At 66.6% G+C, this 13,935-nt stretch carries 8 protein-coding genes; 1 reads left to right on the top strand and 7 read right to left on the bottom strand.

What is annotated here, in order from left to right; translation table 11 throughout:
* Positions 1-72 precede the first annotated feature (72 nt).
* The 4 genes from fusA to C5708_RS11460 form a co-directional block, all read right to left on the bottom strand.
* A complete protein-coding gene (gene fusA, locus C5708_RS11475) occupies positions 73-2,151 on the bottom strand; it encodes an elongation factor G (RefSeq protein ID WP_242921159.1) in 2,079 nt (692 codons plus the stop codon).
* Between the two features lie 111 nt (positions 2,152-2,262).
* The gene (rpsG, locus tag C5708_RS11470; protein ID WP_242921158.1) at positions 2,263-2,736 is read right to left on the bottom strand and encodes a 30S ribosomal protein S7; all 474 of its coding nucleotides are present in this window, start codon (positions 2,734-2,736) and stop codon (positions 2,263-2,265) included.
* 10 nt (positions 2,737-2,746) lie between these two features.
* Positions 2,747-3,118 (bottom strand): 30S ribosomal protein S12, encoded by a 372-nt coding sequence (rpsL, locus tag C5708_RS11465; RefSeq protein ID WP_242921156.1) that lies wholly within the window; start codon positions 3,116-3,118, stop codon positions 2,747-2,749.
* Between the two features lie 273 nt (positions 3,119-3,391).
* Positions 3,392-3,793, bottom strand: coding sequence for a hypothetical protein (locus C5708_RS11460; RefSeq protein WP_242921154.1), 402 nt, complete (start codon positions 3,791-3,793; stop codon positions 3,392-3,394).
* A 167-nt stretch (positions 3,794-3,960) separates the two neighbouring features.
* Here C5708_RS11460 and C5708_RS11455 point away from each other — a divergent pair, with 167 nt between their 5' ends.
* Positions 3,961-4,647 (top strand): hypothetical protein, encoded by a 687-nt coding sequence (locus C5708_RS11455; RefSeq protein WP_242921152.1) that lies wholly within the window; start codon positions 3,961-3,963, stop codon positions 4,645-4,647.
* On the opposite strand, the gene C5708_RS11450 is transcribed toward C5708_RS11455, so the two are convergent.
* The 3 genes from C5708_RS11450 to rpoB form a co-directional block, all read right to left on the bottom strand.
* Complete coding sequence (locus tag C5708_RS11450) at positions 4,644-5,141, bottom strand: hypothetical protein (protein WP_242921150.1); 498 nt, start codon at positions 5,139-5,141, stop codon at positions 4,644-4,646. The genes C5708_RS11455 and C5708_RS11450 overlap by 4 nt on opposite strands.
* 74 nt (positions 5,142-5,215) lie before the next feature.
* Complete coding sequence (gene rpoC / locus C5708_RS11445; protein ID WP_242921149.1) at positions 5,216-9,403, bottom strand: DNA-directed RNA polymerase subunit beta'; 4,188 nt, start codon at positions 9,401-9,403, stop codon at positions 5,216-5,218.
* Positions 9,404-9,547: 144 nt separating this feature from the next.
* Positions 9,548-13,618, bottom strand: coding sequence for a DNA-directed RNA polymerase subunit beta (rpoB, locus tag C5708_RS11440; RefSeq protein ID WP_242921147.1), 4,071 nt, complete (start codon positions 13,616-13,618; stop codon positions 9,548-9,550).
* Between the last annotated feature and the right edge of the window lie 317 nt (positions 13,619-13,935).

Genomic DNA, 13,935 nt, shown 5'->3' with positions numbered 1-13,935 from the left:
TCGAACTTTTCCTTGGCCATCTCAAGCTCCAGCCCAGGTCGGGCTTTTATCTACAAGGGTTGGATTGAAGGGTTAGGCGTACTTCTTGATCACTTCGTCGGCGACGTGCGGCGGCACCGGATCGTAGTGGTCGTACTGCATGGTGAACTGGGCCCGGCCTTGCGACATGCCGCGCAGGTTGTTCACATAGCCGAACATGTTGGCCAGCGGCACCATGGCGTTGACGACGATGGCGTTGCCACGCACGTCCTGGCCCTGGATCTGCCCCCGGCGGCTGTTCAGGTCGCCGATCACCGAGCCGAGATATTCCTCGGGGGTGACGACTTCCACCGACATGATCGGCTCGAGCAGCTTGGGAGCCCCCTTCTCGCGCAGTTCGCGGAAGGCGGCGCGGGCGGCGATTTCGAAGGCCAGCACCGAGGAGTCGACGTCGTGATAGGCGCCGTCGATCAGGGTCGCCTTGAAGTCGATCAGCGGGAAGCCGGCCAGCAGACCGTTTTCCTTCGACGATTCCAGGCCCTTCACGACGCCGGGGATGTATTCCTTCGGCACCGCGCCGCCGACGATGGCGCTTTCGAACACGAAGCCCGAACCCGGCTCGCCCGGCTCGAACACCAGCTTGATGCGGGCGAACTGGCCCGTACCGCCGGTCTGCTTCTTGTGGGTGTAGTCGATCTCGGCCTTCTTGCCGAGCGACTCCCGATAGGCCACCTGCGGCGCGCCGATGTTGGCCTCGACCTTGTAGGTGCGCTTCAGGATGTCGACCTTGATGTCCAGGTGCAGCTCGCCCATGCCCTTCAGGATGGTCTGGCCGGACTCGTGGTCGGTCGAGACGGTGAAGGACGGGTCTTCCGCCGCCAGCTTGGCCAGGGCGACGCCCAGCTTTTCCTGGTCGGCCTTCGACTTGGGCTCGACGGCGATCTCGATGACCGGCGCCGGGAACTCCATCTTCTCGAGGATCACCGGAGACTTGGTCGGATCGCACAGGGTGTCGCCCGTGCGGGTTTCCTTCAGGCCGGCCAGGGCGACGATGTCGCCGGCATAGGCTTCCTTGATGTCTTCGCGGTTGTTCGAGTGCATCAGCAGCATGCGGCCGACCCGCTCGCGCTTGTCGCGCGACGAGTTCAGCAGGCCCATGCCGGTTTCGAGCTTGCCCGAATAGATGCGGCAGAAGGTCAGCGAGCCGACGAAGGGGTCGTCCATGATCTTGAAGGCCAGGACCGACAGCGGCTCGTCGTCCGACGCCTTGCGCTCGACTTCCTGCTCGGTGCGGAAGTCGATGCCCTTGGTCGGCGGGATGTCGATCGGCGACGGCAGGTAGTCGACGACGGCGTCGAGCAGGGTCTGCACGCCCTTGTTCTTGAAGGCCGAGCCCGCGAGGATCGGGAAGAAGGCGCTGGTCAGCACCGCCTTGCGGATGCACTTCTTGATGACGTCGATCGAGGGCTCTTCGCCGCCCAGATAGGCCTCCATGGCCTCGTCGTCGAGTTCGACCGCGGCTTCGATCATGTAGGCGCGGGCCGCTTCGGCCTTTTCCTTCATGTCGGCGGGGATGTCTTCGTCGTGGAAGCTCGCGCCCAGGCCGTCGTTGTCCCAGACCACCGCCTTCATGCGGACCAGGTCGACGATGCCGCGCAGGGCGGATTCGGAGCCGATCGGCAGCTGGATCGGAACCGCCTTCGCGCCCAGGCGGTCGCGGATGGATTCCACCGACTTGTCGAAGTCGGCGCCCAGCTTGTCCATCTTGTTGACGAACACGATGCGCGGAACGCGGTACTTGTCGGCCTGGCGCCAGACGGTTTCGGTCTGCGGCTCGACGCCGGCGTTGCCGTCCAGCACCGCCACGGCGCCGTCGAGCACGCGCAGGGAGCGTTCGACCTCGATGGTGAAGTCCACGTGCCCGGGGGTGTCGATGATGTTCAGACGCTTGCCATTCCAGAACGCGGTCGTCGCGGCCGACGTGATGGTGATGCCGCGCTCCTGCTCCTGCTCCATCCAGTCCATGGTCGCGGCGCCGTCGTGGACTTCGCCGATCTTATGGGACTTGCCGGTGTAGTAGAGAATCCGCTCCGTCGTCGTCGTCTTCCCGGCGTCGATGTGCGCCATGATGCCGAAGTTGCGGTAGTCTTCGATTTTATGCGTGCGGGGCATTGGATTGCTCTGCGGATGCGGGGCGGCGTTTGACGGCCACGTGGATTTAAACGTGCGGCGCGGGCGGTTTAGCTCAAACCGCCCGCGCCTGAAAGGGTCTGGTAAGAAGTGTTACCAGCGATAGTGCGAGAACGCCCGGTTGGCTTCCGCCATCTTGTGGGTGTCTTCGCGCTTCTTCACCGCGGTGCCGCGGTTGTTCGAGGCGTCGAGCAGCTCGCCGGCGAGCTTTTCGGTCATGGTGTTCTCGCCGCGCTTGCGAGCGGCGGTGACCAGCCAGCGGATGGCCAGGGCGCGGCGGCGGTCCGGACGGACTTCGACCGGAACCTGGTAGGTCGCGCCGCCGACCCGGCGGGAGCGGACTTCGACGGCCGGAGCGACGTTGTCCAGGGCGGCGTGGAAGGTTTCCAGCGGGCCTTGGTCCTTGCGCTTGTTTTCCAGGATGTCGAAGGCGCCGTAGATGATGTTTTCGGCGACGGCCTTCTTACCTTCGTACATCACGTAGTTCATGAACTTGGTGACGACGAGATCCCCGAACTTGGGATCCGGGAGGACTTCACGCTTCTCTGCGCGACGACGGCGGGACATGCGGTATTCCTTACTTCGGACGCTTGGCGCCGTAGAGCGAGCGGCGCTGCTTGCGGTTCTTCACGCCTTGCGTGTCGAGCACGCCGCGCAGGATGTGGTAGCGAACGCCGGGAAGGTCCTTCACGCGGCCGCCGCGGATCAGGACCACGGAGTGTTCCTGCAGGTTGTGGCCCTCGCCGGGGATGTAGCACACGGCTTCGATGCCGGTGGTCAGGCGGACCTTGGCGACCTTACGCAGAGCCGAGTTCGGCTTTTTCGGCGTGGTCGTGTAGACGCGGGTGCAAACGCCGCGACGTTGGGGGCAGCCCTTCAGGGCGGGCACCTTGTTCCGGGCCGGCTTGTCTTGGCGCGGCTTGCGGATGAGCTGGTTGACTGTAGGCATTCGATCTCTGCTCGTGGAAGCGTGTGCCTTTCGGCCGAGGCGCTTCAGGTCCTAGGAAAACAATACTGCTACTCGTCCCCGAGGGCGTCCGATAAACACGGCTGTCGCCGGAATGCGAACCTCGCGTTCCGGCGGGTCTGATCCGCGACTAGGCGGGACCGTCTATCGGGGCGCGGGCTCGATCACAGACCAAGCCGGGCCTCGAAAATGAGCGCGGAACCTAGTTGAGGAGTCGCGCAAGGTCAAGGGCGCCGGCGCCTTACCCCGCGCCGACTACGGCCCGCCGCCTCCAGCCGCCCCGATGGGCAGGCTCAGGGCGAGCTTGGAGGCCTCGCTGTTCGACAACAGCCGGCCAAGCACCTTGCCGCTGGTGTCGATCACCACGTCCCGGTCGAAATGGTAGGCGTAGGCCCGGTTCGTCCCTTCAAAGCGCCCTTTGTCGAAAACCGAGGTGCGCAAGAGAATGTACTGATCGCTGGCCCACTGCAGGGTCTTGACCTCGACGTCGCCGATCGGCGCGACCACGGGCTTGGCGCTGTCGATCGTCGAAATCGTCAGGTATCGCGCCTGGGGCGGCCCGCCGAGCATAGCGATCCGTGTCCCATCCGGCGAAACCGCCGCGGTCTGAATGTCCGGAAGCCGTCCGAACGCCGTCGCGGCGGGCGGCGCGGCCATGGCCGTCGGCGACGCCAGAATGCAAGCAGCCGCCAGCGCCGCGCCGATCCCGGCAAGAATTCTATGCATGTCAGCCCCCCGATCACTCCTGATTGTATGGAACGCGCGCCTCGCCTCAAGAGGGTTTCGTCTCGGCCGCCTTGGTCTCGCCATCAGGCGAACCGAACGTGCCGCCTCAAATCTCGGTGTGGGGACTCGTGCGCGCACGTCTTGCAAAGGTGTTCTCCACCCGCCGACGGTCGGCTGGAGCCATCGCCTCGCTGGCGTTGCACGTCGCCCTGCTGGCCTTCCTGGCCGCGGGCGTGACCCGGGTCGAAGCGCCGCCGGAACCCCGCGCCATCGAGGTCGAGCTGGTCCAGCCGGTCCTGCGGCTCGAGGTTCGCAGGCCGAAGCCCTCCCCGGCGACGGCGCAGGCGCCGCCCCTGGTTCCGCGGCCCGCCAAGCGGCCGCCGCCTCCGGACGTCCTCACCCTGCCGGCGACGCCGGCCCCCGCCCCGCCGTCGACCGCCGCCGTCGCCTCGCCGCCCCACCCCGCTCCCCTGCCCGCCCAGGCCGGCGGCCTGCAAGGCGCCTTGCGCGGCAGCACCGGGTGTGACGCCCAGGACGTCGTCAAGCTCAGCGAGGCCGAGCGGGTCCGCTGCGACCGCTATGTCGCGCGCACGGCCAAGGGCGGAATCCCGCCGCCGCCCAGCCTCGGGATCGACGCCGACAAGCGGGCGGCTTTCGACCGCGCCGCCGCCCGGCAGGAGGCCTATCGACGCTACAAGGAAGCCAACATTCCCTCGGGGGTGGCCGGCGGCAGCGACGGGCCGACCATGCGCCCGTTGCCGCCCCTGCCGACCGACAAGCCCTAGCCTTCGTCGCCGGCCCACGGAACCAGGCGTCGGCAGATCGCCAGCCGCTCGGGCGTGGCGGCCGGATCCCGTTCCAGCCGGAACAGCTCCTCGACGATCGCCGCGCGTTGTTCCGCGCCCAGCCTGCCCCATCGCGCACGCGCGTCCAGCCGGTAGCGATAGGTCCAGTTGCGGGGATCGAGAGCGTAGCGCCAGAGGGTCAACCGCCCCTCGGCGTATTCGAGCACGTGCTGCAACTCGTGCTGCAGCACCGCCATGGCGTGCTCCCCTCCCGCCCGGGACAGGTCATCGGCCACGCCCGGCCAGAAGATGCGGTCGCCCAGCGCCATGATCGGAACCTGGCCGCGCCAGAGGGCGGCGATACGCGCCAGCCGGCTGGGCGCGCCGATGAGACACGGCCGTGCGCCCGCCCGGTCGAGCGCGCGCGCCAGGCCCGGGCTCAGGGCGGCCCGTTCGCCGTCGGTCAGTTCGCGCCCGAAGAGGTCCCGCTTCATGAACCCTAGATAGGCGAACGGCCCGGAATTGCTTCCGGGCCGCCGCATGGTCTTCGATGTCGCGAGGATCAGGCTCAGGCCTGCTCGCTCGCCGCCTCGGCCTCGACCGCGATCTCCAGCGGCAGGGGCTCCATCGTCTGCTCGCGCTGCGCGGCCAAGGCCTCGTCGCGCTTGTTGGCGATGCGTTGCAGGCCGCGCAGGTACGAACCGGTGCCCGCCGGGATCAGGCGGCCGACGATCACGTTCTCCTTGAGGCCTTCCAGGGTGTCGATCTTGCCGTGCACCGAGGCGTCGGTGAGCACGCGGGTCGTTTCCTGGAACGACGCGGCCGAGATGAACGAACGCGTCTGCAGCGAGGCCTTGGTGATGCCGAGCAGCACCGGCAGGGTGACCGCCGGACGACCGCCGCGGCCCTCGGCCCTGGCGTTCTCCTCGTCGACCTCGGTCTTGTCGAGGTGGTCGCCGCGGATCAGGCCGGTGTCGCCGGGCTCCATGATCTCGACCTTCTGCAGCATCTGACGAACGATCGTCTCGATGTGCTTGTCGTTGATCGGCACGCCCTGCAGTCGGTAGACCTCCTGGATCTCGTTGACCAGGAAGTCGGCCAGCGCCTCGATGCCCTGGATGCGCAGGATGTCGTGCGGATCCGGGTTGCCGTCGATGAGGTATTCGCCCTTGCGGATGATGTCCCCGTCGTGGACGGCGATGTGCTTGCCCTTCGGGATCAGGAACTCGACCGCCTCGCCGCCGTCTTCCGGCGTGATCTTGATGCGGCGCTTGTTCTTGTAGTCCCGACCGAACTCGACCCGGCCGTCCATTTCGGCGATCACCGCGCAGTCCTTCGGACGACGGGCCTCGAACAGCTCGGCCACCCGCGGCAGACCGCCGGTGATGTCGCGCGTCTTGGCGCCTTCGGTCGGCAGACGGGCCAGCACGTCGCCGGGCTTGACCTCGTCGCCGTCGCCGACGGACAGGATCGCGCCCACCGGCAGCAGGTTGCGGGCCTCGGCGCCGCTCGACAGGCGCTTATAGGCGCCCTGCTCGTCCAGCACCGCCATGGCCGGACGCAGGTCCGAGCCGCGCGGGCTGGCGCGCCAGTCGGCGACCACCCGGTTGGAGATGCCGGTGGCTTCGTCGGCTTCCTCGCGGACCGACAGACCGTCGACCAGATCCTCGAAGCGGACCTTGCCGCCCACTTCGGTGATGATCGGCGTGGTGTAGGGGTCCCATTCGGCCAGGCGCTGACCGCGCTTGACCGCCTGGCCGTCCTTCACCCGCAGGCGCGCGCCGTAGGTCGGCTTGTAGGACTCGCGGTCCTTGCCGTCGACCTGGACGGTGATCTGCGTGTTGCGGCTCATCACGATCAGGTCGCCGTCGGCGTTGGCCACCGTCGGGCCGGTGATGCGCGCGACGCCGTCCGTGCCGGTCTCGAAGAACGACTGCTCGGCCACCTGGGCCGTGCCGCCGATGTGGAAGGTCCGCATGGTCAGCTGGGTGCCCGGCTCGCCGATCGACTGGGCGGCGATGACGCCGACCGCCTCGCCGATGTTGACCGAGGTGCCCCGCGCCAGGTCGCGGCCGTAGCAGGCGCCGCAGACGCCGATCTTGGCCTCGCAGGTCAGGACCGAGCGCACCTTCACCGACTGCACGCCGGCCGCCTCGACGGCGTCGATCATGTTCTCGTCGAGATAGGTGTCGGCCGGGCAGACCAGCTCGCCGTTGGAGCCCTTGACGTCCTCGGCCGAGTACCGGCCCAGGATGCGCTGGCCCAAGCTGACCAGCACGTCGCCGCCTTCGACGACGGCGCGCAGGGTGATGCCCCGCGTGGTGCCGCAGTCTTCCTCGGTGATGATGCAGTCCTGCGCGACGTCGACCAGACGACGGGTCAAGTAGCCCGAGTTGGCGGTCTTCAAGGCGGTGTCGGCCAGGCCCTTACGGGCGCCGTGGGTGGAGTTGAAGTACTCCTGGACGGTCAGGCCTTCCTTGAAGTTCGAGATGATCGGCGTCTCGATGATCGAGCCGTCGGGCTTGGCCATCAGGCCGCGCATGCCGCCGAGCTGCTTCATCTGGGCCTGCGAGCCCCGGGCGCCGGAGTGGGCCATCATGTAGATCGAGTTGATCTCGAGCTCACGACCGCTGTCGGCCTTCTTCTTGGTCGAGATCTCCAACATCATCTCGTCGGCGACCCGGTCCGTGGCCTTGGCCCAGGCGTCGACGACCTTGTTGTACTTCTCGCCCTTGGTGATCAGGCCGTCGGCGTACTGTTGCTCGTACTCCTCGGCCAGCTTGCGGGTCTCCTCGACGATCGGCTTCTTCCGCTCGGGGATGATGATGTCATCCTTGCCGAAGGAGATGCCGGCCTTGGCTGCTTCCTTGAAGCCCAGGCCCATCAGCTGGTCGGCGAAGATCACCGTCGCCTTCTGGCCGCAGTGGCGATAGACCACGTCGATCAGGTTGCCGATTTCCTTCTTGGTCAGCGGCTTCTCGATCAGGCGGTGGCCGATCTCGGTGTGGTGCGGCAGCAGGGCCGCGACCTTCATCCGGCCCGGCGTGGTGTCGATGACCTTGGTCTTCACCTCGCCTTCCGGCGTCATTTCGGTGAAGCGCGCCTTGACCTTGGCGTGCAGGGTCACGGCCTTGGCTTCCAGCGCGGCCTCGATCTCGGCCATGTTGGCGAAGATCATGCCCTCGCCCGGCTCCAGGTCCTTGGCCAGCGACAGGTAGTAGAGGCCGAGCACGATGTCCTGCGACGGCACGATGATCGGGCGGCCGTTGGCGGGCGACAGGATGTTGTTGGTCGACATCATCAGCACGCGCGCTTCCAGCTGGGCCTCGAGGCTCAGCGGGACGTGCACGGCCATCTGGTCGCCGTCGAAGTCGGCGTTGAAGGCGGCGCAGACCAGCGGGTGCAGCTGGATGGCCTTGCCCTCGATCAGCTTCGGCTCGAACGCCTGGATGCCCAGGCGGTGCAGGGTCGGCGCGCGGTTCAGCATCACCGGGTGCTCGCGGATCACCTCTTCGAGGATGTCCCACACCTGGGGCTGCTCGCGCTCGACCATGCGCTTGGACTGCTTGACGGTGCCCGACAGGCCCTTGGCGTCCAGGCGCGCATAGATGAACGGCTTGAACAGCTCGAGCGCCATCTTCTTGGGCAGGCCGCACTCGTGCAGCTTCAGCTCGGGACCGACGACGATGACCGAACGGCCCGAATAGTCGACGCGCTTGCCGAGCAGGTTCTGACGGAACCGGCCCTGCTTGCCCTTCAGCATGTCGGCGAGCGACTTCAGCGGACGCTTGTTGGCGCCGGTGATGACGCGGCCGCGGCGGCCGTTGTCGAACAGGGCGTCGACGGCTTCCTGCAGCATCCGCTTTTCGTTGCGGATGATGATGTCCGGCGCGCGCAGCTCGATCAGGCGCTTCAGGCGGTTGTTGCGGTTGATGACCCGGCGATAGAGGTCGTTCAGGTCCGAGGTGGCGAAGCGGCCGCCGTCCAGCGGCACCAGCGGGCGCAGCTCGGGCGGGATCACCGGCACGACGGTCAGGATCATCCATTCCGGCTTGTTGCCGGACTCGATGAAGGCCTCGATGATCTTCAGGCGCTTGGACGCCTTCTTCTGCTTCATCTCGGACGGGTTGCCGGCCAGCTCCTCGCGCAGACGCTCGGCGTCCTTTTCGAGGTCGATGGCCATCAGCAAGCCGCGGACGGCCTCGGCGCCGATTTCAGCGGTGAAGCTGTCGTCGCCGAACTCCTCCTGGTAGCGCATGTACTCGTCTTCCGAGAGCAGCTGATGCAGCTTCAGCGGCGTCAGGCCCGGCTCGGTGACGATGTAGTATTCGAAGTACAGGACCCGCTCGATGTCCTTCAGCGGCATGTCGAGCATCAGGGCGATGCGCGAGGGCAGCGACTTCAGGAACCAGATGTGGGCGACCGGCGAGGCCAGCTCGATATGGCCCATGCGCTCGCGGCGCACGCGGGCGAGCGTGACTTCGACGCCGCACTTCTCGCAGATGATGCCCTTGTACTTCATGCGCTTGTACTTGCCGCACAAGCACTCGTAGTCCTTCGTCGGGCCGAAGATGCGGGCGCAGAACAGGCCGTCGCGCTCCGGCTTGAAGGTCCGGTAGTTGATGGTCTCGGGCTTCTTGATCTCGCCGAACGACCACGAGCGGATCTTTTCGGGCGAAGCCAGCGAGATGCGGATCTGGTCGAAGGTCGGAGCGGCCTGGACCGGGTTGAAGATGTTCAGGACTTCCTGGTTCATCGGATATCCTCAGTGCGGGAAGGCTCCCGCGAAAAATTCAGATCATCGACGCCCGGCGGGTCCGGGCGATCCAAGCGGCGACGCAACACCTGCAGGGCCGCTTGGGTCCCCCGGCTCGCTTTCGCGACCGGGGGATGACGCGCGTTAGCCGTTCTCCAGCTCGACGTTCAGGCCCAGGGAACGCATTTCCTTGACCAGCACGTTGAAGCTTTCCGGAATGCCGGCCTCGAAGGTGTCGTCGCCGCGGACGATGGACTCGTAGACCTTGGTCCGACCCGCGACGTCGTCCGACTTCACGGTCAGCATTTCCTGCAGGGTGTAGGCGGCGCCGTAGGCCTCCAGGGCCCAGACCTCCATTTCCCCGAAACGCTGACCGCCGAACTGCGCCTTGCCGCCCAGCGGCTGCTGGGTGACGAGCGAGTACGGGCCGATGGAGCGGGCGTGGATCTTGTCGTCGACCAGGTGGTGCAGCTTCAGCATGTAGATGTAGCCGACCGTGACCGGACGCTTGAACTGCTCGCCGGTCTGGCCGTCGAACAGGACCGACTGGCCGGAACGGGCGAGGCCCGCCGCTTCCAGGTGATCCTCGATGTCGTCGATCCGGGCGCCGTCGAACACCGGCGTGGCGATCGGAACGCCCTTGCCGAGGTTGCGGGCCAGCTCGAGCAACTCCTCGTCGCTCTCCGGCAGCTCCTCGTCGGGGCCGTAGATCTCGCGCAGGCGGTCGGTGACGGCCTGGCGTTGGCCGCCATGCTGCCAGTCCTCGACCAGGGCGGTGATCTGGCGGCCGAGGCCGGCGCAGGCCCAGCCCAGGTGGGTTTCGAAGATCTGGCCGACGTTCATGCGCGAGGGCACGCCCAGCGGGTTCAGCACCAGGTCGACGTGCGTCCCGTCTTCGAGGAACGGCATGTCCTCGATCGGCAGGATGCGCGAGATGACCCCCTTGTTGCCGTGACGGCCGGCCATCTTGTCGCCCGGCTGCAGCTTGCGCTTCACCGCCACGAACACCTTGACCATCTTCATCACGCCCGGGGGCAGTTCGTCGCCGCGCTGCAGCTTGTCGACCTTGTCTTCGAAGCGACGGTCGAGGCGCTTGCGGTTCTCGTCGAACAGGCGGCGCAGGGATTCCAGCTCGCCCATCGCCTTTTCGTCGTCGAGGGCGATCTGCCACCACAGGCCCGGCTGGATCTCGGCCAGCTTTTCGGCGGTGATCTCGCCGCGGCCCAGGCCCTTGGGGCCCGAGACGGCGTTCTTGCCGATCAGGATCTCGCGCAGGCGGCCCGAGATGTTGCGGTTCAAGATGGCGAACTCGTCGTCGCGGTCCTTGCCCAGACGATCGATCTCGGCGCGTTCGATGGCCAGGGCGCGCTCGTCCTTGTCGACGCCGTGGCGGTTGAACACCCGCACGTCGACGATGGTGCCGGCCACGCCCGGGGGCAGACGCAGCGAGGTGTCGCGGACGTCCGAGGCCTTTTCGCCGAAGATGGCGCGCAGCAGCTTCTCTTCCGGCGTCATCGGGCTTTCGCCCTTCGGCGTGACCTTGCCGACCAGGATGTCGCCCGGCTGGACTTCGGCGCCGATCGCCACGATGCCGGCTTCGTCGAGGTTGCGCAGGGCTTCCTCGCCGACGTTCGGGATGTCGCGGGTGATTTCTTCCGGCCCGAGCTTGGTGTCGCGGGCCATGACTTCGAACTCCTCGATGTGGATCGAGGTGAACACGTCGTCGCGCACGATGCGCTCGGAGATCAGGATCGAGTCTTCGAAGTTGTAGCCGTTCCAGGGCATGAACGCGACGAGCGCGTTGCGGCCCAGGGCCAGTTCGCCCAGCTCGGTCGACGGGCCGTCGGCGATGATGTCGCCGGCGACGATCTTGTCGCCCACACGAACCAGCGGGCGCTGGTTGATGCAGGTCGACTGGTTCGAGCGCTGGAACTTCGACAGGCGGTAGATGTCGACGCCCGGCTTGGTGGGGTCGGTTTCCTCGGTGGCCCGGATGACGATCCGGGTGCCGTCGATCTGCTCGACCACGCCGGGGCGGCGGGCGACGACGGTGGCGCCGGAGTCACGGGCCACGACGCCTTCCATCCCCGTGCCGACCAGCGGCGCGTCGGACTGGATCAGCGGCACGGCCTGACGTTGCATGTTCGAGCCCATGAGGGCGCGGTTGGCGTCGTCGTTTTCCAGGAAGGGGATCAGGGCCGCGGCCACCGACACCACCTGCTTGGGCGACACGTCCATGAAGTCGACGGTGTCCTTGACCAGCAGGGTCGGTTCGCCGTTGACCCGGCCGGGGACCAGGTCCTCGACGATCTCGCCGCCGTCCAGCTTGATGTTGGCCTGGGCGATGACGTGCTTGGCCTCTTCCATCGCCGACATGTAGACGACCTCTTCGGTCGTCTTGCCGGCGTCGACGCGGCGGTACGGGCTCTCGATGAAGCCGTACTTGTTGACGCGCGCGTGGGTGGCCAGGCTGTTGATCAGACCGATGTTCGGGCCTTCCGGCGTTTCGATCGGGCAGATGCGGCCGTAGTGGGTCGGGTGAACGTCGCGAACTTCGAAGCCGGCGCGCTCGCGGGTCAGACCGCCCGGGCCAAGGGCCGACAGGCGGCGCTTGTGGGTGATCTCCGACAGCGGGTTGGTCTGGTCCATGAACTGCGACAGCTGCGAGGAGCCGAAGAATTCACGCACCGCCGCCGCCGCCGGCTTGGCGTTGATCAGGTCGTGCGGCATGACCGTGTCGATGTCGACCGAGCTCATGCGCTCCTTGATCGCCCGCTCCATGCGCAGCAGGCCGACGCGGTATTGGTTTTCCAGCAGCTCGCCGACCGAACGCACCCGGCGGTTGCCCAGGTTGTCGATGTCGTCGATTTCGCCGCGGCCGTCGCGCAGGCCGACCAGGACCTTGAGCACCGCCAGCACGTCGTCCTTGCGGATGACGCGGATGTCGTCGGGGCAGTCCTGCTCCAGGCGCAGATTCATCTTCACGCGGCCGACCGAGGACAGGTCGTAGCGTTCGGAGTCGAAGAACAGGCCCTTGAACATGGCCTCGGCGGCTTCCACCGTCGGCGGCTCGCCCGGGCGCATGACGCGATAGATGTCGAACAGCGCGTCCTCGCGCATCGAGTTCTTGTCGACGCGCAGGGTGTTGCGCATGTAGGCGCCGACCGTGACGTGGTCGATGTCGAGCACGTCGATGGTGGTGAAGCCCTGCTCTTCCAGCGCCGCGATCGAGCCGGCGTCCAGCTCGTCGCCGGCCTCGGCGTAGATTTCGCCGGTCTGGTAGTTGACCGCGTCGCGGGCCAGGTAGCGGCCGCTCAGGGCGTCGGGGGCCAGCAGCAGGGTCTTGAGGCCGCCGTCGGCGAGCTTCTTGGCCTGACGGGCGCTGATCTTGGTTCCGGCCGGGGCGACTTCCTCGCCGGTGTCGGCGTCGACCAGGGCGAAGTCCGGCTTCACGCCGCGCCAGCGCTCGGGCTTGTAGGGGGTGGCCCAGCCGCCCGGACGCTTTTCATAGGGCACCACGTCGTAGAACGTGGTCAGGATTTCTTCGCCGTCCATGCCCAGGGCGTACAGGAACGTCGTCGCCGGCAGCTTGCGGCGACGGTCGATACGCACATAGACGATGTCCTTGGCGTCGAACTCGAAGTCGAGCCACGAGCCGCGGTACGGGATGATGCGGGCGGCGAACAGCAGCTTGCCCGAGGCGTGGGTCTTGCCCTTGTCGTGGTCGAAGAACACGCCGGGCGAACGGTGCATCTGCGAGACGATGACCCGCTCAGTGCCGTTGACGATGAAGGTGCCCTTGTCGGTCATGAGCGGGATGTCGCCCATGTAGACGTCCTGCTCCTTGATGTCCTTGACGGAGCGGGCGCCGGTTTCTTCCTCGGTCTCGAACACGATCAGGCGAAGCTTGACCTTCAGCGGCGCCGCGAAGGTCATGTCGCGCTGGATGCATTCCTCGACGTCGTACTTCGGCTCTTCGAATTCGTACGAGACGTATTCGAGGACGGCCTTCTCGTTGAAGTCCTTGATCGGAAAGACGGATTTGAAGACGGCTTCGATGCCTTCGTCGTTGCGCTGGCCCGGCCGGACCTCCCGCTGCAGAAATTGTTCGTACGAGGAACGCTGAACCTCGATGAGGTTCGGCATCTGCACAGCTTCAGGGATGCGGCCGAAGGACTTCCGGATCCGCTTCTTGCCGGTGAACGACTGAGCCATCGTTGCTCCTGTTGGAGCGCGAGGGGTCCTCGCGCGTCAGATTGTCCATGCGTCCACCCTCACGCGGACGGACCTTTGTCAGGTCGACATCCGCCGGACGCCGGAAATCCCCGAAAGTTCAGGACCTTCAGGGCGCCCCTTCGCGCTGGTCGGAGGGCGGCGGACCGCGCCTCGGGGCGTAAAACGGACAAGCGCAAACGCGCGGAATCCGCCCGAATCTCTTCGTGAAGGGGGATATCTAATCCCTGCCCTTCAGAAAGGGAAGCCTTTTGTTCGCTTTCTTTTCCCCGGCGACCGCGTCGAAAATCCGCCGTATT

This window comes from Caulobacter sp. CCUG 60055 (genome assembly GCF_022750545.1).
Taxonomy (GTDB): domain Bacteria; phylum Pseudomonadota; class Alphaproteobacteria; order Caulobacterales; family Caulobacteraceae; genus PUIC01.
Note: the sequence above shows the minus strand (reverse complement) of the source record. Positions and strands in the feature narration are given on the sequence as shown.